The organism is Streptomyces sp. NPDC044033 (assembly GCF_056434425.1).
Window position 1 is genome coordinate 406506 of sequence record NZ_JBWKFF010000001.1, and the last position, 24310, is coordinate 430815.

23 protein-coding genes and 1 tRNA gene are annotated in these 24310 nt (G+C 72.3%); 14 read left to right on the forward strand and 10 right to left on the reverse strand.

Annotated features, from left to right (window positions below):
• Positions 1-17 precede the first annotated feature (17 nt).
• From AC07AB_RS01745 to AC07AB_RS01760, 4 genes are read right to left on the reverse strand one after another with little or no spacing between them, the layout of a single operon-like run.
• A complete protein-coding gene (locus AC07AB_RS01745; protein ID WP_478558349.1) occupies positions 18-884 on the reverse strand; it encodes an FAD-dependent monooxygenase in 867 nt (288 codons plus the stop codon).
• Positions 787-1173, reverse strand: a complete 387-nt coding sequence (locus AC07AB_RS01750) for a hypothetical protein (protein ID WP_478558352.1) — start codon at positions 1171-1173, stop codon at positions 787-789. Before AC07AB_RS01750 ends, AC07AB_RS01745 begins: the two co-directional genes overlap by 98 nt.
• Positions 1082-1504, reverse strand: coding sequence for an FAD-dependent monooxygenase (locus tag AC07AB_RS01755; protein WP_478558355.1), 423 nt, complete (start codon positions 1502-1504; stop codon positions 1082-1084). Before AC07AB_RS01755 ends, AC07AB_RS01750 begins: the two co-directional genes overlap by 92 nt.
• A complete protein-coding gene (locus tag AC07AB_RS01760; protein WP_478558358.1) occupies positions 1501-2451 on the reverse strand; it encodes an NADP-dependent oxidoreductase in 951 nt (316 codons plus the stop codon). The genes AC07AB_RS01755 and AC07AB_RS01760 overlap by 4 nt, the downstream gene beginning before the upstream one ends.
• 323 nt (positions 2452-2774) lie before the next feature.
• Here AC07AB_RS01760 and AC07AB_RS01765 point away from each other — a divergent pair, with 323 nt between their 5' ends.
• Positions 2775-3701: a LysR family transcriptional regulator gene (locus AC07AB_RS01765; protein WP_478558361.1), complete on the forward strand. Its 927-nt coding sequence runs from the start codon at positions 2775-2777 to the stop codon at positions 3699-3701.
• Positions 3702-4180: 479 nt separating this feature from the next.
• On the opposite strand, the gene AC07AB_RS01770 is transcribed toward AC07AB_RS01765, so the two are convergent.
• Positions 4181-4267: transfer RNA gene (locus tag AC07AB_RS01770), tRNA-Ser, on the reverse strand.
• Positions 4268-4348: 81 nt separating this feature from the next.
• Positions 4349-6106 (reverse strand): S1C family serine protease, encoded by a 1758-nt coding sequence (locus AC07AB_RS01775; RefSeq protein ID WP_478558364.1) that lies wholly within the window; start codon positions 6104-6106, stop codon positions 4349-4351.
• 227 nt (positions 6107-6333) lie between these two features.
• Here AC07AB_RS01775 and AC07AB_RS01780 point away from each other — a divergent pair, with 227 nt between their 5' ends.
• The 3 genes from AC07AB_RS01780 (at position 6334) to AC07AB_RS01790 (ending at position 9272) form a co-directional block, all read left to right on the forward strand.
• On the forward strand, positions 6334-7164 hold the full coding sequence (locus AC07AB_RS01780) for a glycerophosphodiester phosphodiesterase (protein WP_478558367.1): 831 nt from the start codon (positions 6334-6336) through the stop codon (positions 7162-7164).
• A 53-nt stretch (positions 7165-7217) separates the two neighbouring features.
• The gene (locus tag AC07AB_RS01785) at positions 7218-7961 is read left to right on the forward strand and encodes an ATP-binding protein (RefSeq protein WP_478558370.1); all 744 of its coding nucleotides are present in this window, start codon (positions 7218-7220) and stop codon (positions 7959-7961) included.
• A 342-nt stretch (positions 7962-8303) separates the two neighbouring features.
• A complete protein-coding gene (locus AC07AB_RS01790; protein WP_478558373.1) occupies positions 8304-9272 on the forward strand; it encodes a DUF5926 family protein in 969 nt (322 codons plus the stop codon).
• A 246-nt stretch (positions 9273-9518) separates the two neighbouring features.
• Here AC07AB_RS01790 and AC07AB_RS01795 read toward each other — a convergent pair whose 3' ends face one another.
• Entirely contained in the window at positions 9519-10187 is a 669-nt protein-coding gene (locus tag AC07AB_RS01795) for a hypothetical protein (RefSeq protein ID WP_478558376.1), read from the reverse strand.
• A 385-nt stretch (positions 10188-10572) separates the two neighbouring features.
• Positions 10573-11265, reverse strand: a complete 693-nt coding sequence (locus tag AC07AB_RS01800) for a bifunctional DNA primase/polymerase (protein WP_478558379.1) — start codon at positions 11263-11265, stop codon at positions 10573-10575.
• Between the two features lie 702 nt (positions 11266-11967).
• Between AC07AB_RS01800 and AC07AB_RS01805 the strand changes: the two genes are divergently transcribed.
• Both AC07AB_RS01805 and AC07AB_RS01810 read left to right on the forward strand, forming a co-directional pair.
• A complete protein-coding gene (locus AC07AB_RS01805; RefSeq protein WP_478558382.1) occupies positions 11968-13506 on the forward strand; it encodes a PP2C family protein-serine/threonine phosphatase in 1539 nt (512 codons plus the stop codon).
• Positions 13507-13644: 138 nt separating this feature from the next.
• Complete coding sequence (locus AC07AB_RS01810) at positions 13645-15102, forward strand: aminopeptidase P family protein (protein WP_478558385.1); 1458 nt, start codon at positions 13645-13647, stop codon at positions 15100-15102.
• A 157-nt stretch (positions 15103-15259) separates the two neighbouring features.
• Here the strand turns inward: AC07AB_RS01810 and AC07AB_RS01815 are convergent, their stop codons facing one another.
• A complete protein-coding gene (locus AC07AB_RS01815) occupies positions 15260-15667 on the reverse strand; it encodes an anti-sigma factor antagonist (RefSeq protein WP_478558388.1) in 408 nt (135 codons plus the stop codon).
• 372 nt (positions 15668-16039) lie between these two features.
• On the opposite strand from AC07AB_RS01815, the gene AC07AB_RS01820 reads away from it, so the two are divergent.
• A complete protein-coding gene (locus AC07AB_RS01820) occupies positions 16040-16792 on the forward strand; it encodes a GAF and ANTAR domain-containing protein (RefSeq protein ID WP_478558390.1) in 753 nt (250 codons plus the stop codon).
• Between the two features lie 255 nt (positions 16793-17047).
• Positions 17048-17392, forward strand: a complete 345-nt coding sequence (locus AC07AB_RS01825) for a hypothetical protein (protein ID WP_478558393.1) — start codon at positions 17048-17050, stop codon at positions 17390-17392.
• A 58-nt stretch (positions 17393-17450) separates the two neighbouring features.
• Here AC07AB_RS01825 and AC07AB_RS01830 read toward each other — a convergent pair whose 3' ends face one another.
• Positions 17451-17915, reverse strand: a complete 465-nt coding sequence (locus AC07AB_RS01830; protein ID WP_478558396.1) for an ATP-binding protein — start codon at positions 17913-17915, stop codon at positions 17451-17453.
• 212 nt (positions 17916-18127) lie between these two features.
• On the opposite strand from AC07AB_RS01830, the gene AC07AB_RS01835 reads away from it, so the two are divergent.
• The 6 genes from AC07AB_RS01835 (at position 18128) to efeB (ending at position 24270) form a co-directional block, all read left to right on the forward strand.
• A complete protein-coding gene (locus AC07AB_RS01835; RefSeq protein WP_478558399.1) occupies positions 18128-18964 on the forward strand; it encodes a hypothetical protein in 837 nt (278 codons plus the stop codon).
• A 107-nt stretch (positions 18965-19071) separates the two neighbouring features.
• Positions 19072-19809, forward strand: coding sequence for a YcnI family copper-binding membrane protein (locus tag AC07AB_RS01840; protein WP_478558402.1), 738 nt, complete (start codon positions 19072-19074; stop codon positions 19807-19809).
• Between the two features lie 152 nt (positions 19810-19961).
• Positions 19962-20621, forward strand: coding sequence for an SCO family protein (locus AC07AB_RS01845; protein WP_478558405.1), 660 nt, complete (start codon positions 19962-19964; stop codon positions 20619-20621).
• Positions 20621-21094 carry a copper chaperone PCu(A)C gene (locus AC07AB_RS01850; protein WP_478558408.1) on the forward strand — a complete coding sequence of 158 codons (474 nt, stop codon included), beginning with the start codon at positions 20621-20623 and terminating at the stop codon, positions 21092-21094. Before AC07AB_RS01845 ends, AC07AB_RS01850 begins: the two co-directional genes overlap by 1 nt.
• Before the next feature lie 6 nt (positions 21095-21100).
• Entirely contained in the window at positions 21101-23017 is a 1917-nt protein-coding gene (locus AC07AB_RS01855) for a copper resistance protein CopC (protein ID WP_478558411.1), read from the forward strand.
• Complete coding sequence (gene efeB / locus AC07AB_RS01860; RefSeq protein ID WP_478558414.1) at positions 23017-24270, forward strand: iron uptake transporter deferrochelatase/peroxidase subunit; 1254 nt, start codon at positions 23017-23019, stop codon at positions 24268-24270. Before AC07AB_RS01855 ends, efeB begins: the two co-directional genes overlap by 1 nt.
• The last annotated feature ends 40 nt before the right edge of the window (positions 24271-24310 follow it).

Genomic DNA, 24310 nt, shown 5'->3' on the forward strand with positions numbered 1-24310 from the left:
TGTGCCATCGGAGTCGATCACGGTGTTATCCGCGGCTGACGACCCGAAGGCGACGACGGTGATCCCGGCCTCCTCAAGTGAGGCCAGATCCAGGGCGTGAAGGGCTTGTTGCTGACCCGCCCCTGCAAGCAGAGCCGTCCTCCGCCCCGTCCGAACAGCCCGGGTCCGGGCTCCGGTAGCCGGATGCGTTCGGGCTCCCGTAATGCGACGCGTCGGGCCAGGAGCCGGGCGTCGCGTTCACCGGCCGGCGTGGGATCGCGCAATGTGTGCTGACGACCCAGTTCGATGCTCGTTTCCATCACGGCGCGTACGTGGGGTTCGCGTTCGCTCTGGTAGGTGTCGAGAATTCCGGCGTCCTGGATTCCCCGCAGAAGCAGATCGATCTTGAAGGCGATATTGAGTGCGTCGCGTATCCCCGAGCACATCCCCTGGCCCAGAAGCGGGGGCATTTGATGTGCGGCGTCGCCGGCGAGCAGCACCCTCCCGTCCCGCCAGCGCCGCGCGACCAGCGACCGGAAGGTGTAGGTGGCGACGCGGACGAGATCCGCGTCGTCGGGGGAGAGATAGGGGCGCACCCGTTCCCACGCCGTGCTCTCCGAGCGTTCCAGACCGAGGTCGCCGGTGTCGTCGGGCATGGAGCAGAACCGCTGGCGCCCCGGCCCGGTGGTGATGACGGTGGTCGGACCGGCGAGGTCGCCGACCTGCAGCATGCGGGGCAGCCCCAGTTCGGCGGCGGGGCACCGCAGTGCGACGTCGCAGACCAGCCAGGGTTCGGCGAAGCCCAGATCATCCTGCTCGACGGACAGGGCCTGCCGGATGAAACTGTTGCCGCCGTCGCATCCGATCACGTAACGAGCTTGTACAGCAGTCCCGTTGGCGGTCATCAGACGGACGTGATCTCAGACGGACGTGGTCAAGATCCTGGGACAGGCCGGTGACGGTGGTGTCGCAACGGATATCCACATCCGGCAGCGATGCGCACAGCGAGTGCAGCGAGTTCTCCAGAACCGGCTGCTGGAACATGTAGATATCCGCCCAGCCGCTGTCGCCGACCGCCTGGCATTCCTGCCGGATCAGCAGTTCACCGGAGCCATTGCGCCATTCGTACGCCTCTTGTGCGTACAGCGTGGGTTCCAGTTCCCCGGCGAGCCCTAACCCGGCCAACGCGCGCATGGTTTCGCCGTCGAAACTGGTGGCCCGGGGCAGCCTGCCCGTAAAGACCTGGATAGCGTTCGAGGAGTACGACCGAATGCCCGGCTCTGCCCAGCAGCGCCGCGAGTGTCATGCCGACCGGCCCGCAGCCGACGACGGCGACGTCCACCAGCGGCGGCGCCTCCTGACCGGCGCTTCGCTCAGCCATCTTCTCTCCCGTCTCGTGTGCCGAGGCCGTCTCGTCTTCCGAGGCTGTCTTGCCTCCCGGGGCCGTCTCGTCCCCTGGGGCCGTCTCGTCCCCTGGGGCTGCCTCGCCCTCTGGGGCCGTCCAGCCGCCGAGGGGCGCCGTCATGGGACCAGTACGAGCTTTCCGGGGGCATGTCCGGCGATCCCGTCCTGGTGCGCCCGCGGCGCCTCCGTCAGGGGGTAGACCGTGTCGATCAGCACCCGCAGTTCGCCCGCGCCCGCGCGGGCCGCCAGCCCGGTGCGGGCGGCGTGCCGGATCTCAGTACCCGTGTCCTGGCCGGGCCCGTTGCCGATGATCTTGATTCCGGCGGTGACACGGCGGTCGGTACCGGTGATCGAGGCGATGCGCTGCCGGTCGGCCACCAATTCCAGTGACGTATCAAGCGCTTCGTCGCCGCCGACGCAGTCGATCGCGGCGGTGACGCCACCGGGCGCGGCGGCCCGTACGCGGTCGAGCAGCCCGCGGCCGTAGCTCACGGGAACGGCGCCGAGGCCGCGGAGCAGTTCGTGATTGCGTTCAGCGGCGGTGGCGATCACGGTCGCGCCCAGGGCGGCGGCCAGCTGTACGGCCATCAGCCCCACCCCGCCGGAGCCGCCGTGTACGAGCACGGTGTCGCCCTCGCTGACGCCGGTGGCGTGCAGGGTGTGCGTCGCCGTGGTGCCGGCGAGCATCAACGACCCGGCCTCGTGCCAGCCCAGACTGGCCGGCTTGGGGATCAGCGAGGTGACGGGCGCGGTGACGTAGTCGGCGTAGGCGCCGGTGACCGGGTAGACGATGACCTCGTCGCCGACTCGGGCTCCGGCCACCTCCGAACCGACCTCGGTGACAACTCCCGCACATTCCAGGCCGAGTTGCGGCAGAGCGCCGGCGACTCCGGCAGAGTCCTTGTGCTTGTCGTCCACGGCGTGGAAGGCGCCGCTGTAGAGCTTCCAGTCAATGGGGTTGACTCCGGCCGCGCGGACCCGCACGACGACACCGTCGACGGCCGGCCGCGGCACCGGCGTCGGGACGACCTCAAGGACTTCCGGTGTCCCGAAGGCTGCCGGTCGCACGGTCCTCGCCATAGCTGTTCACTCCAGTACTGGATCGGCCGACCGCCGCGCAGGCGGCAGCCGTGGAGAAATGCGGATGCCTCTCGTCCCGTACTGGGCCGACGCGCACCGGAACGGAGCCCATGGCCCGTACCCGTAGGGGCGCTGTGCTGCTGTCGCGCTCTGCGCCCGCACGCCGACCGGCCCGGGCTTCAGCCTGGTGGGAGGCGAGGGGAGCCGTCGGGCCCGTTCGTCATGAATTCAGTCTCGGACGCGGATGGAATGATGTCTAGTGCATACTCTGCACCTCAATTTTGCGTTGAACGCAATCACTAGGACGTCTCATGACGGAGCAGTTGGACCTCAATCTGTTGCGCGTGTTCGACGCGTTGATGGACACCAGGAGCGTGACCGCGGCCGCGGCCCGCCTCCATCTGTCCGCTCCGGCGACCAGCAGGGCCCTGGGTCGACTGCGGCGGACGATGAACGATCAGATCCTCGTACGCGCCGGCCGGGGCCTGGTGCCGACCCCATTCGCCCAACGCTCCGCCGTCAGGGTCAAAGCGCTCCTGGAGGACGCGGCCGGCCTCCGAGCCGACCCCACCGGCGGCGACCCGCGGACCTGGCAGCGCACCTTCGCCATCCGCGTCAACGACGGACTCACCCCTGTCCTCGCGCCCCGGCTCACGCACCTGGTCGCCGCCGAAGCCCCCCAGGTCCGCCTGCGGTTCGTGGCCCAGGACTCCAAGGAAGCCGACCCGCTACGGGACGGCTCGCTCGACCTGGACGTCGGCGTGGCCGACCCGCCCCCACCCGACCTGCACACCGAGCCCCTGTTCACCGACCACTTCGTCGCCATGATGTCCGCCCACTCCGAACTGGGCCGGGCCCAGCACCTGACGATCGACGACCTGTGCGCCCACCCGCACATCTCCGCTTCACGCCGGGGCCTCGCCCACGGCCCACTGGACGAGGCGCTGCGCAGCCTGGGCCGCTCCCGTACGGTCAGCGCGGTGGTGCCGTCCTACGCCGTCGCGGCCCTCATGGCCCTGGAGGAGAACGTCATCTGCCTCGCGCCCCGCCTCCTGGCACAACACCTCGTCGAACGGCACGTCCCACTCCGCTGGCACACCGTGCCCCTGGACCTGCCCATAGCCACAGTCGAACTCCGCTGGCACCGCCGCCTCGACGACGACCCCGCCTCACGCTGGCTGCGCAACCACATGAGAGCGGCCGTACAACCACTGATCGCCACGCCGACCACTGTATGAACCGGGGCGGGGGCAGCCCGGCTTGGCGGTTGGGGGCAGGGAAGCCCGTACGCGGCCACCACCACTCGAACCGACAGCCCAGCGAGCGTTGGAGGCGGCTGAGGGGGAGCAGCGGACGGGTCGGGCCCCCTTCCTCCGCGGGAGGGGGCCCGACCCGTCAACCCATCCAGTGTCAGTTGTTGCCGTCGCATAGCGCTGTGCACAACAACAGCGTGAGCGGCACCTCTGCCGGGGCGCAGCCGTCTCGGCGACCTCCCGCACATCGAGGTGGGCGGCGTCGTACGCATCAAACGCGCCGCCGTGACCTGAGGGTCCTCGGCTCCAAAGGGCCGAATTCTGGTCCACGCCTGGTCCACACGCAATCCACACGCGCTGGTCAACGGCGCGACAGAGGCGGATCAAGCTGAAACAGGCCCCACGTGAAAGGGGCGCCCCCAACCAGGAGCACCCCTTCTGACCAGCACACGCGTAGACCTCGGCGGAGGCTGAGGGATTTGAACCCTCGGTGACATCGCTGCCACGACGGTTTTCAAGACCGTTCCCTTAGGCCGCTCGGGCAAGCCTCCCCGCCCCGCCTACCTGCTGCGGAGCGGTTACAGCCTAGCGGTTCGGGGATTCCGGGAGGTGCCCCGGGGGCCGAGGGATCGTCAGCTGTCGCCCGAGCGTTCGCCCAGGGTGACTTGGGTCGTCGACTGCTTGCCGTCGCGGGTGTAGGTGAGGGCGACCTTGTCGCCGGGGTGGTGGGTCCAGATCTCGCTGATGAGGGTGGGGCCGCTGTCGATGATCGTGTCGTCCATCTTTGTGATCTTGTCGCCGGGCTTGAGGCCCGCCTTGTCGGCCGGGCCGCCGGGGGTGATGGCGGGGGCGCCGCTGGTGCCGTTGGAGGCGATCGTGGCGCCGTCGCCGGTGTTCTTCATGTTCACCGTGGCCTCGATGACCGGGTAGACCGGCTTGCCGGTCTTGATCAGCTGGTCCGCCACGGTCTTCGCCTGGTTGATCGGGATCGCGAAGCCGAGGCCGATGCTGCCCGACTGCTGCTCGCCGCCGCCGCCGAAGCCGCCCCCGCCACCGCCGCCCGCGGGCTGTATGGCGGAGTTGATGCCGATCACCGCGCCCTGGCTGTTGAGCAGCGGGCCGCCGGAATTGCCGGGGTTGATCGACGCGTCCGTCTGGAGGGCGCTCATGTACGAGGCGGAGGCGTTGCCGCCCGCGCCGCCGCCGTCGCTGGAGGAGACCGGGCGGTTCTTGGCGCTCACGATGCCGGTGGTGACCGTGCCCGAGAGGCCGAAGGGCGCGCCGATGGCGACCGTCGCGTCGCCGACCGCGGCCTTCTCCGAGTCGCCGAGCGGCAGCGGGGTGAGCTTGGCGTCGGAGGGGTTCTTCAGCTTGATGACGGCGACGTCGTAGCCCTTGGCCCGGCCGACGACCGTGGCGTCGTACTTCTTGCCGTTGGAGAACGTCACCGAGAGCTTGCCGCCCTCGGCGGCCGTGGCGACCACGTGGTTGTTCGTGAGGATGTGGCCCTGCTTGTCGTAGACGAAGCCCGTGCCCGTACTGCCGTCGCCGCCCTGGCCCTGGGCCTCTATGGTCACGACGCTCGGCAGGGCCTTGTTCGCGATGCCGGCCACCGAACCGGGCGCCCTGCTGTCGGTCTTCGCGTCCCCGGTCGACGCCACCGTCGTGGAACCGGAGCTGTCCCTGTGGTCCGCCGCCCAGAACCCGACCCCGCCGCCGACGCCGCCGGCGATCAGGGCCGCGGCCAGCACCGCGGCCACGAGGCCACCGCGCCGGCGACGGGGCGGGGGCACGGGCCCGCCGCCCCACGGCGCCCCGGGCTCACCCGGGCCGCCCGCACCACCGGCACCGCCGTGCGCCCACCAGCCACCGGCCTGCCCAGCGCCCGCGGCACCGCCGGGAACGCCGGCACCGCCGGGAACGCCAGGGCCGCCGGGTGCGCCCGGAGCGCCCGCCCCTGGATGCCCGTACTCCGCCATGGCCGACGGCTGTACCGGCTGCGGGTACTCCCCGGCAGGGGCTCCCTGCGGAGGCCCGACCGGAGCTTCCGCCGGATGCCCGGCCGGAGCCTGCGGCGGAGGTCCAACCGGAGCCTGCGCCTGGTGCCCGGCCGGTACCGGAGGCATCTGCTCCGTACGGTCCACCGGCACCGGAGGCATCTGCTCCGTACGGTCGGCCGGAGCCGCCGCCGGGGCCTCCGGGGCCGCCGCCTTCGCGAGATCCGGCGCGGCCGGCGCCGGGGGCGCGGGCGGTGCGGGCGGCGCCACGGGGGCCGGCGGTGCCGCCGGAGTCTCGGGAGCGGTGTGCGCCGACGCGGTGTCCGGCGCCGGAGGTGCCGTACGCGGCGTCGCCGCAGGCGTAGCGGCAGCGCCCTCGTTCTCGGTGCTCACAGCTCTCTCCTCAGGTGCACGTCAGTGGTCATCAGGGCCTGGGCCCACGCATTCGAGCCTCCGTCCACAGCCTTTCCCATCAGGCGTCAGACCGCCGTAAACGGAGACTGTGCCTTCAGCGGACGCCCTTCGTCTTCCTTTACCTCCGACTAAACCGAACCAACTCGAACCATCCAGACAAAAGGGACCGCATGCGCGACTACGCCTCGCGATGGCACCATAACTCGGTGACCTATGCACGCCAGGCCAGGGACATCCCACCCGAGCGACAGCCCCCCTCCGTAGTAGCCCACCGCGGAGCCTCCGAGGAAGCCCCCGAGCACACACTCGCCGCCTACCGAAAAGCGATCGAGGGCGGCGCGGACGCCCTGGAGTGCGATGTCCGGCTCACCGCCGACGGCCATCTCGTCTGCGTCCACGACCGCCGCGTCAACCGCACCTCCAACGGCCGCGGCGCCGTCTCCGCCCTGGAACTGTCCGACCTGGCCGCCCTCGACTTCGGCTCCTGGAAGGGTCAGGCCGCCGACCACGAGGCCCCGGACCGGGACAGCACCTCCGTACTCACCCTGGAACGCCTCCTCGAACTCATCGCCGACGCCGACCGCCGCGTCGAGCTCGCCATCGAGACCAAGCACCCCACGCGCTGGGCGGGCCAGGTCGAGGAGAAGCTCCTCGACCTCCTCGGCCGCTTCGGCCTCACCGAACCGCCGAAGAACGGCGACTCGCCCTCCCCGATCCGCGTCATGAGCTTCTCGGCACGCTCCCTGCACCGGGTACGGGCCGCCGCGCCCACCATCCCCACGGTCTACCTGATGCAGTTCCTCTCGCCGCGCCACCGCGACGGGCGGCTCCCCGCGGGCGTGCGGATCGCCGGGCCGAGCATCCGCATCGTGCGCAACCACCCCGATTACGTGGAGCGGCTGCACCGCGCCGGACACCGCGTGCACGTATGGACGGTGAACGATCCGGCCGACGTCGAATTGTGCGCCCGCCTCGGCGTGGACGCCGTCATCACAAACCGCCCCAAGCAGGTGTTGTCCCAACTCGACCGCCGATAGGAACCATTACAGGGTGTGCACCGGCGCGTTCATTGCGCATTCGCCCGTTACGAGTGCCTCCCCGGATCACTATTGGCCGGTTTCCGGTCCAGTCCATTGGGGCATTCATCCCCTGGCGTGGGGCGAAGGAGGTCTCGGGGGTGGCGTTGGTGGTGGCACAGGAGGTGCCCACGTCGTCGATCATGGCCGTACCCCATGGTCCGTCGGCCGTGGGGGTAGCACGACACCGCATGCGTGAGGATCTGCGCATGAGCGGGGTAACGGATTCGGTCATCGACGACGCTGTACTGATCCTTTCGGAACTGCTCAGCAACGCGTGCCGGCACGGCCGCCCGCTGAGCGCCGACGACAGGCGCAACGGAAGCAACGGCAGTGCCGACGGCCGCGGCGGCGGCCACCGCAATGACCACCGCAATGGCCACTTCGGCGGCCGCGACGGCGATCACGGGGACGGCGGGGGCCCCGACCGCGAGGGCACCATATTGGCGGCCTGGCGCGTGGACGAGCGGGGCCGGCTGACCGTCGAAGTCACCGACGGCGGCGGCCCGACCCGACCACTTCCGGCCACTCCGTCCGTCACCGCGCGCGGCGGGCGCGGACTCAACATCATCCGGGCGCTGTCCCAGGAGTGGGGCGTCCGGGACGCCTCGGGCGAGGTGACCGTATGGGCTGCTCTTTCCGTACGTGAGAGCTTCGCTACGCGCGTCGCTCTCGGCCCCGCCGCGCCCCGGGTCGCCACGGTCCCCTCAATCGCCGCGATGCCGGCCGCTTTCGCCGACATCGACGAACTGAGGTAGGCCCGTATCCGAAGGCCGGCCGACACCCGGCCTTCGGGTACGGGCCGGGGATGGACCGGGTACGGGCCGGGGACGGACCGGGGCAGGCGGGCCGTACATCCGCCGGGTACGGGCCGGGGGCACGGGCCGACGGGTGCAGACCCGTGGACGCAGACCCGTGGACGCAGGCCGACGGGTGCAGGCCCGTGCATGCAAGCCGGCGGGCGCAGCCCCGTACATGCAAGCCCGTGGGCGCAGGCCCGTCCGCCCAAGCGCGGCCGACCGTACGCCCGGCCGCGCTCCCCCTCCCGACCGCTAGGCTCGCGCCCGTACGAGCCGGACCGATCGGGAGACACGCACGCCATGGCCAAGAAGCGCCGCCCCCAGACGAAGGCCGCCCGGCCGCAGGCCGCCGACGCGCAGATCGCGGCCGTCGGCGCCCGTGAGCCCTGCCCCTGCGGCTCCGGCCGCCGCTACAAGGCCTGCCACGGCCGGCAGGCCGCGCAGGCCGTCACCGAGCTGGTGCAGCGCCCCTTCGAGGGCCTCCCGAACGAGGGGGACTGGGTGGCGCTGCGCGAACTGGTGCCCGCCGCGACGGTCGAGCTGCACCTCAAGGACGGCCTTCCCGAGGGCGTGCCCTCGGTCACCCTCGCGACCGTGCTGCCGATGGCCTGGCCCGCGCTGCGCCGCGACAACGGAGCCGTGCTGCTCGGTCTCCAGAACGACACCGCCTCCGGCGACATCAGCCGCGACCTGGCCGACACGCTCCGGCGCGCCCTGGCCGCCGAGCCCGGCAACCCGGTCGCCGCCGAGCGCGTACCCGCCGACGGGCCGCGCCTACAGGACCTGCTCGACCCGGAGCAGCCCTTCACGCCGGTCGTGCACGACGGGTTCGAGTTCTGGATCGAGGACGCCGAGAACGCGACGGGCGAGGTCGCCGCGTCCCTGGAACGCGCCAACGAGGCCGCCATCCCCACCGCCCGGCTGGCGGGCGTCGAGGCCGCGTACTGGTGCGAGACGCCGGAGAAGAACCACCTGCGCTGGGTCATGACGCACCCCGAGGAGCAGCTGCTGGACGCCTTGGCGCGGCTGCACGCGGCGGGCGCGGCCTCGCTCGGCGAGGGGACCCGGCTCGTCGGCTCGTTCCGTGCGCACGGCCTCACCGTGCCGGTGTGGGACCTGCCGGTCGCGATGCGCGCCGCGGACGTGGAGAAGCCGGCCGCCGCCTTCGCGGAGCGGCTGACCGAGGCGCTCGCCTCGGACGCCCCGCTGACCCCGGAGGAACGGCGGGCGCGCGGCGGCCTCACCAACCGTCAGGTGACGCTGAGCTGACCGTGACATCGGCGGCCCATCGACGTGACTCCCGTCACAACTCCCGCTCCTGGCCTGGAAACCAGGAAATTACGCGACCGGATTTCCGCGATGGAATTTGCGAACCGCCGATCTCTTGTTACCGTTCTAGGAGCCCGGTCGCTGGTGCATCCCCCGTCGCCAGCGACCGGGCGTTTCCATGCCCCGGAGTAATTGAATCCGGGGCTTCTTGTTTCGGTCCGCCCGGCCGGCGATATGACGCGGGCTCTAATCCTCCGCGCGCTCCGGAGAGTTGCTGCCGGAGCGGAGCAGCAGCCTCCCGTCCGCCGAGGCGATCTCCGACACCGCCGTGTAGCCGCCGTACCCGCCATCCCCCCGCACCGTCCGCTCGCGCGGCGTCTGGCAGGACCCGCGCCCCGCGGAGCCGGCCACCTCGCAGTGCGCCTGCAGCGTCCGCCCGTCGGGCTGCATCAAGGTCAGTACGGCCTTCAGCGGCCCGCCCGTGACGTTGCGGTAGTAGAGCCGGGACCAGGTGTCGCGGCCCTGCGCCAGGACGCACGTCTGCGCCTCGACCCGTTCGGGCGAGGAGAGTTCGGGCCCGCACCGGGCGGTGTTACGGGCCTCCCCCGGCTTCTCGGCGAGCCCGAGCCCCGACAGCACCCCGCGCCCGCCGTCGGCGGCGGGCCGCTCCCCCGCGGCCTCCGCGCCCTGCCGGGAGTCCGCGGGCCCCGCCGACGGCTTCGCCGCCTGGCCGTCCGCCGCGTCGCTGTCGCTGTCGCGCGCGTTTCCGCCGGTGCGCTCGGCCACCGCCAGGTCCGGGCGGCCCGCCGGTCCGGCCACCGCCACGGCGAGCGGCAGCACGATGGCCAGCGCCACCGCGCTCGCGAGCGCGACCATCCGAAGATTCGCGGCACGGGGCTGGGTCGCTCGTTCCATGGAACCCACCTGCAACTCGCCGGGGAAGCTTGATCGATTGATCGGTACACCGAACATAACCGTCAAAGCGGCGCCTGCCCGGCGGCAGCAGGCCCATTTCCCGTACAACTCGGGGCCGCTTACACCCGTACGAGTGAGGGCGCGTGCGGCTCCCGCCCGTACGCGCCCCTCTGCCTCGATCTGCTTCGATCTGCTTCGGTCTGCCTCGATCTATCTCAAGCTGCTTCGATCTAGCTCAAGCCGCCTCAACGCGATCCCGGCTGCCGCGACGCGGTTCCGGCCCGGTCGCCGACCCCGGCAGGGCTCGCCCGTCCGCCGTGAGCCCGCCCCCTGCGAGCCCGTCCGCCGAGAGCCCCTCACCGGGCCTCTCGGGGCCCGGAGGCGCTCAGTACGCCAGCCGGCTCCCGCCGCCCGGCGTCCCCGCGCTCTCCTCCACCAGAACGTCCACCACCGTGGCCACGTCCGGCAGCCACGGCTCCCCGGCCCCCGCGCCGGCCGCCGCCGGCCGCGGGGCCCGCTCCCATCGGACTCGGCCCGCTCCCGTGGCCGACGGAGGCAGCGCCACATAGCCGCCGTCTCCGTGGAACCGCAGCGACCCCGGCACCCAGTCCTGGCTGTGCAGCAGTTCGCCGAGGACTTCGAGGGAGTACGGGGCCACCAGCAGCGACCACCGGGTGGGCGTGGCGACCACCGGGCCCAGTCGCACGCCCTGGCGGTCGAAGGCGGCCAGCGCCCGCGCGCCCGCCACCGCGGGCAGGCTCACCGCGCAGGGCGCGGTACCGCCCGTCGCGAGCACGACCGGTGCGTCCGGCCGGTTGGTCCACCACCAATGGATCATGCGGGCGTCCGTGGTGGCCGCCAGCAGGCCCGGGTCGAAGGGGTGGGCGCCGGGTACTACGCAGTCGGGGTGCGGGCAGCCGCACTCCGGGTCCCGGCCGGGGCCGGGCCGTAGTCCCACGCCCGGGAGTACGGGCCACTTCCATTCGGTGGCGCAGGTCAGAGCGGCGTCGAGCAGCGTCGACCGCCCGCTGCGACGCCGAAGGGAGAGTTTGCGTCGCCTTCCGAGGAAATCGCGCATGAGCGCTCGTTCCTTTCCGTGAACGCCTAGGGCTGGGGTCCCCCGCCGGAGGCAGGGGACGTGTCCATCGCACTACAGGGCACTTCGCATGGCACTTCGCGGCGGTCCGGTGCGCTCCATGGCACTACGGAGCCCCTCACACCACGTGGATCACAGGTCACAGCGCGTACTAGGCAGCGCATCACGCCGCAGGCCGAGCGTGGAACGTGGCGAGGGGTGGCGCGTTGATGGCGCTTCGCGCTTTGCCCAGTGCTCCCATGGCTTCGCCAGGGGAACTCCGCCGCCACTCGGAGATGGGGCACGGCCGTCGCCGACTAAGACGCAAAGGCCCGCCACCGGGTTCCGGGGCGATCTCAACTGCCCCTGCCCTTCTCCGAGTACGTACCCACCACGGTGGATATGACGCGTTGTCGAATGACGTCAGTCGACCTCTACCGGACACTCTCATGGTCATTTTCCGGCCAACTTGGAATCACCACAGACACCATCAATCCCAATAGTCCAATGCTGGACATCCCCTTACCCACACGTGTACATGTGGAGACATTGATAGCGGCGCAACATGACATGGGGGTTTGCGATGCTATTGAACAGAACGCAGAGGCCGAGCGGCCGGGCAACGGTGCCCGACAGCACGCCGGACACCGCCTTCGAGCCCATACTCGCCTGTGACGACGCGCGGACCGAGCCAGGCAGTCGGCCATGAGCGCATCACAGTTGCCGAAAGTGGCTGGAATCAACCCTCCACTCCCCGCACCGGAGCACAATTCCACGTCCGGCGGCCCCAAGGACCCTGACGCCCCGGACGCGCCCGGCACCACCGGCGCCACCGTCCCACCGCCCGCCGCCCCCGGCGCGGTGCTCCAGGACCGCCTCGCGGGCTGGGTCTCCGACCTCACCACCCTCCACGAGCTCACCGAGCGGATCGCCCGCGCGGGCACCCTCGACGCCGCCCTGCACGAACTGCTGCGCGGCGGCTCCGCCCTCGTCGGCGCCCGGCGCGGACTGATCACCCTCCAGCCGGCCGACGGCCTCGGCCCCGTCACCACCGTGGGCCTCGGCCTCGGCCGCGCCGACCTCGGCCACATCGAGACCATCCCCCGCGCCTCCCTCGCCTACGGGCGGCTCCTCGACGGCCTCCCCGAGCCCGGCGCGACGGGCGAACCGGAGCCCGGAGCGGAGGGCGGAGCGGAACCGCCCGCAGGCGCCTGCCCGGACCCCGGCGCCGAGCCGTCCGTACGGTCCGGCATCGCCCACCCCGACATCGCCGGCGAGACGGGGCGCGACCCCCGCCACCGCGAGGTCGCCGCCCGCCTCGGCTACGCGGCCAGTTACGCCGTACCGCTGGCCGCCGACGCCACCGGACGGCTCGGCGCCGCCGTCTGGCTCTACGACGAACCGGCCGAGCCCACCGACCGCCAGCGCCACCTCGTCGGCCTCTACTGCGCGTACGCCGCCGAACACCTCGCCCGCCACCTCGAACTCGACCGCGCCCGCGCCACCGTGGCCACCCTCCGCGAAGAGCTGCTGCCCAGCCGGCTGCCCCGCGTCACCGGGGTCCGGCTCGCCGTCCGCCACCGCACCGGGCCGCACGGCGGCGGCGACTGGTACGACGCGCTGCCGCTGCCCGAGGGCGCGCTCGGCCTCGCCGTCGGCGGCGTCACCGGCTCCGGCCCCAGCGCCGTCGCCGCGATGGGCCGGCTGCGGGCGTCCCTGCGCGCGTACGCCGTGATGGAGGGCGAGGACCCCGTCGCGGTCCTGTCCGACCTCGAACTCCTGCTCCGCCTCACCGAGCCGGCCCGCTCCGCCACCGCCCTCTTCGCCTACTGCGAACCGGCCCTCGTCCCCCGGCCGGACGGCACCCCCGCCCACAAGATCGTCCTCGCGGGGGCCGGCCACTGCCCGCCGCTGCTCATCGGCGACTACCGCACCGAGTACGTGGAGACCTCCCTCTCCGCGCCGCTCGGCATGCTCTCCTGCTGGGAGGCGCCCAGCGTCGAGCTGGAGCCCGGTTCCGGCGAAACGCTCCTGCTCTACAGCGACGGTCTGCTGCACCGCACCGGCGACCCGCTCGACCGCGCCTTCGTCCGGCTGCACGCCGCCGCCGCGAGCGTCCCCACCGCCCTGCGCGGCGACCCCGAGGCCGTCGTGGACCACGTGCTGCACACGGTCCTGCCGGACGGCCTCGACGAGGACGACAGCGACGAGGACGTGATACTTCTCGCGGCCCGGTTCGACTGAGAAGCGGCGCTTCCCGCCGCCCGCCCCGCTACGGCCCCGGGGGCGGGCCGCAGCCCGCGCAACAGGTCGGTCACACCCCCCGCACCCGTCCGTCACCCGCACATACGATGGAAGGCGGTCCAGATCGAGGAGGATGTCGTGACCGAGGAGCCCACCCCGGAGACCCCGGCGGCCGAGGAGCCCATCAAGCAGCGGAAGAACGGTCTGTACCCAGCCGTGTCCGACGAACTTGCCGAGAACATGAAGTCGGACTGGGCCGACACCGAACTGCGCGATCTCACACCGATCGCGCAGGCGCCCGACACCGCCCGCCGCCGTACCGAGCTCTCCGCGCGCTTCCCCGGCGAGCGGCTGGTGATCCCGGCCGGCAACCTGCGCACCCGCTCGAACGACACCGAGTACGCCTTCCGCGCGTCCACCGAGTACGCCTATCTCACCGGCGACCAGACGCAGGACGGCGTCCTCGTGCTGGAGCCCGCCGCGGACGGCGGCCACGACGCCACCCTCTACCTGCTGCCGCGCTCCGACCGCGCCAACGGCGAGTTCTGGCTCGACGGCCAGGGCGAGCTGTGGGTCGGCCGCCGGCACAGCCTCACCGAGGCCGAGCAGCTGCTGGGCATCCCCGCCGAGGACGTCCGCGACCTGCCGGACCTGCTGCGCGCCGCCACCGGCCCGGCCCGCGCGGTGCGCGGCCACGACGCGGGCATCGAGGAGGCGCTGCGGGACAAGGTCACCGCCGAGCGCGACGAGGAGCTGCGCGTCTTCGTCAGCGAGCAGCGCGTCGTCAAGGACGCCTTCGAGGTCGGCGAGCTCCAGAAGGCCGTGGACGCCACCGTGCACGGCTTCGAGGACGTCGTGAAGGTGCTCGACAAGGCGGAGGCCACCTCGGAGCGGTACATCGAGGGAACGTTCTTCCTCCGTGCCCGCGTCGAGGGCAACGACATCGGCTACGGCTCCATCTGCGCCGCCGGCCCGCACGCCACCACCCTGCACTGGGTGCGCAACGACGGCCCGGTCCGCTCCGGCGAGCTGCTGCTGCTGGACGCCGGCGTGGAGACCCACACCCTCTACACCGCCGACGTCACCCGCACGCTGCCGATCAACGGCACGTACAACGAGCTCCAGCGCACGATCTACGACGCGGTGTACGAGGCCCAGGAGGCGGGGATCGCGGCGGTCCGGCCCGGCGCGAAGTTCCGCGACTTCCACGACGCCTCGCAGCGCGTGCTCGCCGAGAAGCTCGTCGAGTGGGGCCTCGTCGAGGGCCCGGTCGAGCGCGTCCTGGAACTCGGCCTCCAGCGCCGCTGGACCCTGCACGGCACCGGCCACATGCTCGGCATGGACGTCCACGACTGCGCGGTCGCCCGCACCGAGGCGTACGTGGACGGCACGCTGGAGCCCGGCATGGTGCTGACCGTCGAGCCCGGCCTGTACTTCCAGGCCGACGACCTGTCGGTGCCCGAGGAGTACCGCGGCATCGGCGTCCGCATCGAGGACGACATCCTCGTCACCGAGGACGGCAACCGGAACCTGTCCGCCGCGCTGCCGCGCACGGCCTCGGACGTCGAGGCGTGGATGGCCCGCGTCAAGGGCTGACCGGCCTCGTACCCGTACGTACGGACCGGCGGGCCGCGCCCCTCATCGCAAGGGGCCCCTCATCGCGAGGGGCGCGGCCCGCTGCCGTCCGGCACAGCGCTTGGTACGCCCGCCGTCCGGCACGGCGTTTCGTACGCCCGCCGTACGGCCCTGGCGCTCAGGACATCCGCGCGAGCGCCGCTTCCAGCGTGGGTGCCGGGCGCAGCCGCTCGTCCAGCCCGACGATGCGCAGCATCCGCAGGGTCAGCGGGTGGTCGCAGACCAGGTACAGCCGACCGCCGCGCTCCGTCACCCGGGTGTGGAGGCGGTCCAGCAGCGACAGGCCCGCGCAGTCGAAGAAGGTGGTGGCGCGCAGATCGACCGCGAGCGTCGGGGCCGGTCCGCCGCTGACGGCGTCCAGCAGCGGACGCACCTCGGCCGCCGTCGCGATGTCGATCTCACCGAGCGGCTCCGCCACGGTGAAGCCGTACGTGGCGTGCGTGCGCAGCCGCAGATGGCTGCCGGCCCGGTACTCAAGATCACCGGTCGGCGCCGTCGCGTATCCGTCGTGATATCCCCCGCCCATGGCGGCACCCCCTGGAGCAACGCGCCCCGGTCCCTCACATGCGAGAACCTCGCGTGAAAGAGCTGGGGCAAGCGACAGTTGCGATGCGATGGTCACCGGGGTCTGGGATGACACCCGGTTACCGTAGCGGCGCGGTGGTCGCCCGCGAGATGCATGAACGATTCATACCCGCTATCAACCACTCGGTCGAGTGAATTACCCGAATCCTGCTTGAATTTACGCGCTAAAGCGATTTCTCGCACTCGCCCGAACGGCTCGCGTGGCCCGGCGTCCCGCGCCGGCCCGACCGGCCCGGCCACACCGGCCCGGCCCTGCGGGAACAGAGCCCGGCGGGCGTTGCGGCACGTACGGCCCTCTGCCTGCCCTCGCCCTATGGGCGCATCCCGCGAAGAACGGCTGTCACAGGCGTTCGTGGAGCTCACGGACACCCTGGTCGACGATTTCGACGTGGTCGACCTACTGACCACCCTGGCTCTGCACTGCGTGGACCTGCTGGATGTGCGTTCCAGCGGTGTCATGCTCACCGACCCGCACGGCAATCCGCGCGTCATAGGCGCCTCCAGCGAGGAGAGCCACGAGCTGGACATCCGGGAGATCCAGTCCGCTCAGGGCCCCTGCATGGGCTGCTACCGCACCGGCCAAATCCAGTCGGCGCCCGATCTGGACACCGAAACGCGCTGGCCCAGGTTCGTCCCCATGGCGCACGCCCTCGGCTACCGGTCCATCCACGCCCTCCCACTGCGCCTGCGCGGCCATGTCATCGGGGCGCTCAATCTGATGCGCGCCGTCCCCGGCCGCCTGCCCGAGAGCGAGTTGCGCGCCGCTCAGGCGCTCGCCGACATCGCCGCCATGGGGCTGCTCTCCCATCGCCAGGCGGCCCCCGCCGACCTCTTCTCGGACCAGGTCCTCGCCGTCCGTACGAGCCGCTCCCACGTGGAGCGTGCGGTGGGCATCGTCGCCGAGCACCGGAAGGTCGGCACCGCCATCGCGTTCCGGGCCCTGCGGGAGCGTTCCCGCCGGGACGGCGTCCGGATGAGCGAACTCGCCCACGACATCAGCCGGGGCGCCTTCGACGTCACCGAGTTCGCCGATCTCGTCGACGTCCACGACCGGGAGTCCGGCTGACCCGGCCACCGTCGCCCGCCACGGCGGCAGAGAGGCCCGCCGACGGGCGTCTCGGCGCGGAATGCCGGGCGCCTCCACGCGCAATCCCGTACGCGCCGTCACACCCCTCACCACGGGGCGGCCCGAGGGCTACTGTGAGGACAGCCGCTCCGGTCCCCGGCCGCGTACGGACGCGAGGACGCCTTCCCGGACGCTCGCGCGGCCGTTCCGCCCGGCGCTCTACCGCTCCACACCACCCAGTACGTGGAGACCGTCATGATCCCCTTCGTCGTCATCCTCTTCGCGGCGCTCGTCGCCTCCGGCTTCGTCTACCCCGTCCTGTGGGTGGCGGCGGCCGTACTGCTTTTCGCGCTCACCCGTCACGGCACGCTGAGCGGCCTGCGCCTGCGCGACGACCCGGAGTACCGGGAGTACCGCGAACGGCGCGTCCGCCAGGACCGCTACGACCGCCGCTACCGCCGTGAGCAGGCCCGCTGGGGCCGCCGGGCCGGCGGCCCGCTCAACGGCCCGGCCGGGCCTCCGAACCAGGCCGGGAACCGCCGGGGCAAAGACAGGTCCAAGGGGCCCAAGCAGCCCGAAGAGCAGAGCCGGGCCCGCTAGCGGGCCCGGGGACGGTCGGCCGGCCCGCCGGGCTCGCCCGGCGCGGTCGGCGGGCCGGTCACGAAGCTCTCAGCAGCGCGCCCTCACGCCACTTGAGGATCTTGTCGAAACTCACCACGGCGCCCGGGCGCCCGGGACGGTTCCGGACGCGGACATGGTCGGTGAGGGACTCGATGAGAAACAGCCCCCGGCCGTGTTCGGCACGGTCAGGGGCGGGTTGGTGCGGTCGCGTGGGCATGCGGCGACCGCGGGCCCGGGACTTGTCGGCAAAACCTGGACCGGAGTCGATGACCTCGATACGGCATGTGTCGCCGTCGATGCAGGCGGTGACGCGGTAGTCCTCGGCGGAGGCGTCACCCCCGTGTTCGACCGCGTTGGCACACGCCTCGCTGAGGGCGATCGACAGGTCGTAGGAGATGTCCGGGTCGACCCCGGCCGTCTCCATGGTGCCGAGCAGAAGCCGCCGGGCGAGCGGAACGCTCGCAGCTTCGCGCCGCAAATGGAGTGACCACCACATGCTCATGCTCCAGCCTCCTGGCTGCGGCTCGACATACCGATACGTATAGCCCCCCGCAAGGGTCCGTAAGCGTACGGGTGGTGTGAGAACGCTCATTCGGCGGATGTGAAAAGTTGGCGCACCGGTGTATAGCGGCGGGACCGCGCGCGCCGGTGCACGCCGGCGTGTCCGCCCCTGCCGTAGGTCGGCGGCGGGGGCGGTGGGATGATGACGCAGCCATGTCTGCCTCCGCCACCGTCCCCGTCGCGCGCGCCGGCGCCGATCTGCGGCTGCTGCGGACCGCGGTGTTCACCGCGGTCTGCGTCCTGCTGTCCGCGGGCGGGCACGCGATGGCGTCCTGTGCGAGCGTCCCGGCGTGGACCCTCGCCGCCGGGTTCGTGGTGCTCTTCGCGGTCATCGCGCCGCTCGCCGGACGGGAGCGCTCGCTGCCCGGCATCGCGGCCGCCCTCACCCTCGGACAGCTCGCCCTGCACGCCCTCTTCGGACTCGCGCAGGGCGCGGCCGCCATGGCCGCGCCGACACCGGCGTCCGACGGCTCCGAGGGCCGGCTGATCGCGTTCGCGGCGCAGCTGATCTGCAACCACCCCGGCCGGCTGACCGCCGCCGAGGCGCACCGCCTGGTGGCGGAGTCCGGAATCAGCCCGTCCACCGTCCACTCCATGACCGCCATGCCGGCGGACGCCGCCGGGATGGGCCACCTCGCCCTGCTCCAGAGCCTGCTGCCCACGCTCCCCATGGTGCTCGGCCATCTGCTCGCCGGGCTGGCGGCGGGCTGGCTGCTGCGCCGCGGCGAGGCCGCGCTGTGGCGGGCCGTCCGGCTCTCGGCACAGGCCGCGCGCCTGGTCGCGGACACCGAGCTCGTCCAGGCCCTGCGCGCCGCGCTGCGCCTCGTACGGGCCGCCCTGCGCGCCGGGGAGGGCGGGGAGGCGGCCGCGGCCACCGTACGCAGGCCCGCCCGACGCTCGTACGAGAACGACGAAGCCGCCCCGCGGGAGCTCGCCCTCGCCCACAGTGTGGTCCGGCGGGGGCCGCCGCGCTGCGCACTGGCGGCCTGACACACGCGACGCAGTTCCCGGCGACCGGCCGGGTGGGCGCTCGCGCGGCCGCCGTACGCGCGCACGCACCCACCCCGTCGTCGTCCCCCTGTGGAGGGTTCACCGTCATGAACGCCACGCATGCCCCGCGCACCGCACGCCGTACCGCGCTCCGCCGTCTCCCCCTCGTCTCCGCCCTCGCCGGCGGGGCCGTGCTGCTCGTCGCCGGCCCGGCCTCCGCGCACGTCAGCGTGCAGCCGGGGACCGCCGAGAAGGGCGGCTACACCACCGTCGCCTTCAAGGTCCCCAACGAGAAGGACAACGCCTCGACGGTCAAGCTCGAAGTGACCCTCGACCCCAAGCACCCCTTGCCGTCGGTCTCCACGCAGCCCGTACCCGGCTGGGACGTCAAGGTGGACAAGACCAAGCTGGCCAAGCCCATCAAGACGGCCGACGGCATGGTCAACGAGGCCGTCACCAAGATCACTTGGACCGGCGGGAAGATCGAGCCGGGCAGCTTCCAGCAGTTCCCCGTCTCGCTGGGCCCGCTCCCCAAGGACGCCGATCAGGTCGTCTTCAAGGCGCTCCAGACCTACTCCGACAACGACGTCGTGCGCTGGATCGACGCCAGCACCCCCGGCGGCGAGGAGCCCGACCACCCCGCGCCGGTCCTGAAGCTCACCGCTCCCGCCGCCGACAAGGGCGGCGGACACGACGACAAGAGCGCGGCCGCCAGCTCGAAGGCGTCCTCCGGCGACGGCGGCACCGACACCACCGCCCGCGTCCTCGGCATCGTCGGCATCGTCGTCGGCGTGGCCGGCGTGGCCTTCGCCGTACTCACCGGCCGCCGCCGCTCCCGCGCCTGACGGGCCGCGGACCGGCCGCCGGCGGCACGCGGGCACCCGGCTCACCGCTCGCGCCGGACCCCCGGCATACGGTCCGAACGGGGCGGCGGAACCGACCTCCGCCGCCCCGCCACCCCATCCCACACACCTTCACGCTTACGGAGAAGAACTCCATGCGCACCAAAATCCTGGGCGCGGCACTCGCCGTCACCGCCGCGCTCTCCCTCGCCGCCTGCGGCTCCGACTCCGGCGACTCGAAGGGCGACAAGCCCGCCATGTCCGTCTCCGGCGCGGACAAGAGCACCGGCGCGATCACCCTGGACACCGTCAAGGCCAAGCCCGACCTGGTCGTGACCGACACGGACGACAAGAAGTACGACCTGGTCAAGGAGACCAAGGGCCGTCCCGTCCTGCTCTACTTCGGCTACACCTACTGCCCCGACGTCTGCTCCACGATCGTCGCCGACATGGCCGCCGCCGCGAAGAAGCTCCCCAAGGCCGAGCAGGACAAGCTCCAGATGGTCTTCGTGACCACCGACCCGGCCCGCGACACCCCCAAGCGGATGCGCGAATGGCTCGACGCCCAGGGCGGCCAGAAGGTCCTCGGCCTCACCAGCGACTTCGCCACCATCCAGGCCGCCGCCAAGCCGCTGGGCATCTTCGTCGAGAAGCCCAAGAAGCAGAAGGACGGCTCCATCACCGTCAGCCACGGCGCCGAGGTCGTCGCCTACTCCCCCAAGGACGACAAGGCCCACTGGATCTACACCGCCAAGAGCACCGCCGCGGACTACACCCGCGAGCTCCCGAAGATCGTCAAGGGGGAGAACCCCTGATGCGCAAGGCCACCGTCGCCACCGCCGCCGGCCTCCCCCTCGTCGTGGCCGCCGCTCTCGTCGCCGTCGCCGGCTGCGACTCCGGCGACTCGTCCAAGCCGGACCGCGCCGAGCTGTCCGTCAGCGGCGGCTATGTGCCCAAACCCGCGATGGCCGACATGGCCGCCGCCTACTTCACCGTCAAGAACGACGGCGGCAAGGCGGACCGGCTCACCTCCGTCAGCAGCCCGCTCTCCCCCGACGTCACCATGCACGTCACCGAGGGCTCGCAGATGAAGGAGGCCAAGTCGCTCGACGTGCCCGCGGGCGGCTCGCTCACCCTGGCCCGCGGCGGGAACCACCTGATGTTCGGCAAGCTCGGCCATCTGCCCAAGGTCGGCGAGAAGGTCGAACTCACGCTGCACTTCGCCGACTCCCAGTCCATCAAGGTCAAGGTCCCGGTCGAACCTCCGACATACCGCCCCGAGGACTGACGCGCGATGACCCCACCCACCGCCCGACGGCTGCTGCCGATACTCGGGGCCCTCCTCGCCGCCCTGCTGTGCGCGCTGACCCTCGGCGCGTCACCGGCCGCCGCGCACGCCGCGCTCACGGCCACCGACCCCGCCGACGGATCGGTCGTCAAGACCGCGCCCCAGCGGGTCAAGCTCACCTTCTCCGAAGGGGTGCTGCTCAGCGCGGACTCCCTGCGGGTCCTCGACCCGCAGGGCAAGCGCGTCGAGGAGGGCAAGGCCGCCCACGCGGACGGCGCGTCCGACACCGCCATCGTCGCCCTGCGCGGCGGGCTCGCCGACGGTACGTACACCGTCGCCTGGCAGGCGGTCTCCGCGGACAGCCACCCGGTGGGCGGGGCCTTCACCTTCTCCGTCGGCGCCCCGTCCAAGACCACCGTCAAGGCCCCCGCCGCCGACGTCGACCCGGCCGTCGGCGCCCTCTACGGCATCGGCCGCTACGCCGCCTACGCCGGATTCGTCCTCCTCGTCGGCGGCTGCGTCTTCGCGGGCGTCAGCCGCTCCTCGCGGCCCGTACAGAAGATCGCCGTCGGCGGCTGGGTCACCCTCTTCGCCTCGACCACCGCGCTGCTGCTGCTCCGCGGGGCCTATACGAACACCAAGGGGGTCGGCTCCGTACTCGACCTCTCGCTCCTCGGCGGCGTGCTCTCCACCAAGCCCGGCGCGGCCCTGCTGTCCCGGCTGCTGCTGCTCAGCGCCGCCGCCGTCTTCCTCGCCGTGCTCTTCGGCTCGTACGCGCCCGGGGACGACGACCCGCGCGACAAGGAACGCAAGGGGGGCGCGGACGGCGACCGCCGCGGCCTCGCCTACGGGCTCGCCATCGGCGGCGCCGTCGTCGCCACCGGGCTCGCCGCCACCTGGTCCCTCGCCGAACACGCCTCCGTCGGCATCCAGCCCTACCTCGCGATGCCCGTCGACATCCTCCACCTCCTCGCCGTCGGCGTCTGGCTCGGCGGGCTCGCCGCCCTCCTGGTCACCCTCCGCTCCGGCGCCCCCATCCGGCGCGCGGCCGTCCAGCGCTTCTCCCGGCTCGCCTTCGCCTCCGTCTGCGTCCTGGTCGCCACCGGCACCTACCAGGCGTGGCGGCAGGTCGGCACGTGGAGCGCGCTCCCCGGCACCGCGTATGGCCGGTGGCTGCTGCTCAAGATCGGCCTCGTTCTCGTCGTGGTCGGCCTCGCCTACTTCTCCCGGCGCTGGACCAACCGCCTCGCGGACCGTACGGACGCCGGACGGAAGACGAAGACGGCCAAGCCCGCCAAGCCCGCCGAGAAGGCGAAGGCGGCCGTCGGCGGCGGGGCCTCCGACGAGCGCGCCGCCCAGCTCACCCGGCAGCGCGCCGCGATGGACAGGGCCGCCGGGCAGCGCCGTCGCGACGCCGACGAGAACCGCACCGGACTGCGGCGCTCCGTCCTCGCCGAGACCGGCGTCGCCGTCATCCTGCTCGCCGTCGCCACCGTGCTCTCCGGCACCCAGCCCGGCCGCGCCGAGACCGAGCAGAAGGAGGCCGCCGCCGGCAGCGCCCCGTCCGGCACCGCCTCGGCCGGGCCCGTGGACATCAAGATCCCCTACGACACCGGCGCCACCGACGGCCGCGGCACCGCCCGCGTCACCATCGACCCCGCCCGCTCCGGCGACAACACCGTCGAGGCCCACATCACGGACACCGCCGGACGCCCCGTGGACGTACCGGAGGTGGACGTCTCCCTCACCGAGAAGGAGAAGAAGATCGGCCCGCTGCACACGGCGCTCAAGCGCCGGACCGCCGGGCACTGGCAGGCCACCGGCTTCCAACTGCCGATGGCGGGCACCTGGCAGCTCACCCTGACCGTACGGACCTCCGACATCGACCAGGTCACGGAGATCAAGAACGTGAAGATCAACTGATGACGACCGAACACCCCATCACCAGGCGGCGCCTGCTCGGAACCGCCGGCGCGGCAGGCGCCGCAGGGCTCGTCGCGGGCGGCGCGAGCGGCGCCTTCACCGCTCAGGCCGTACGGTCCGAACCGCCCACCGCCCTCACCTCCGTCGGCTCCACCACCGTGCCCTTCCATGCCGACGGCAGCGCCGCGCACCAGGCCGGCATCACCACCCCGCTCCAGTCCACCGGCCACCTCATCGCCTTCGACCTCGCCCCCGGCGGCGACCGCAAGAGCGCCGCCGCCCTGCTCCGCCGCTGGTCGAAGACGGCCGAGGAGCTCATGGCGGGCAAGGCGCCCAAGGACGACAGCGGCGTCGCGTACGACGCCGGGCCCTCCTCCCTCACCGTCACCTTCGGCTTCGGCCGCACCTTCTTCGACCGCACCGGGCTTACCGCGAAACGGCCCGCCGCCCTGGAACCGCTGCCCCACTTCACCGCCGACGCCCTCGACGCGAAGCGCGGCGAAGGCGATCTGTGGGTCCAGATCGGCGCCGACGACGCCCTCGTCGCCTTCCACGCCCTGCGCACCCTCCAGAAGGAAGCGGGCGGCGCGGCCCGGCCGCGCTGGCAGATGAACGGCTTCACCCGCACCCCGGGGGCGACCGCGCGGCCGATGACGGTACGCAACCTCATGGGCCAGGTCGACGGCACCAACAACCCGCACCCGTCCGACAAGGACTTCGACGCCCGCCTCTTCGTCCCGGCCACGGGCGGCCCCGCCGCGGAGAGGTGGATGGCGGGCGGCTCGTACGCCGTCGTCCGGCGCATCCGGATGCTGCTCGACGACTGGGACCACCTCTCGCGGGAACGCCAGGAACAGGTCATAGGGCGGCGGAAGTCGGACGGCGCGCCCCTGTCGGGCGGCACGGAGAAGACGCCGGTCGACCTCGACAAGTTCAACAAGGACGGGTCCATCGCCATCGCGGGCGACGCCCATATCCGGGTCGCGGCGCCGGAGTCCAACCATGGCGCGGCGATGCTGCGGCGCCCCTTCTCGTACCACGACGGCTTCCTCGACGACGGGGCGCCGGACGCGGGGCTGCTCTTCGTCTGCTGGCAGGCCGATCCGATGAAGGGGTTCGTGCCCGTGCAGCGGAAGCTGGACCGTGGGGACGGGCTGTCCCGCTTCCTGCGGCACGAGGCCAGCGGTCTGTACGCCGTGCCGCCGGCGCCGAAGCCGGGCTCGTATGTGGGGCAGGCGCTGCTGGAGGGCTGAGAGCCGGTGTCTGTGTTCGTCCGCCGGCCGGACGGCGGGG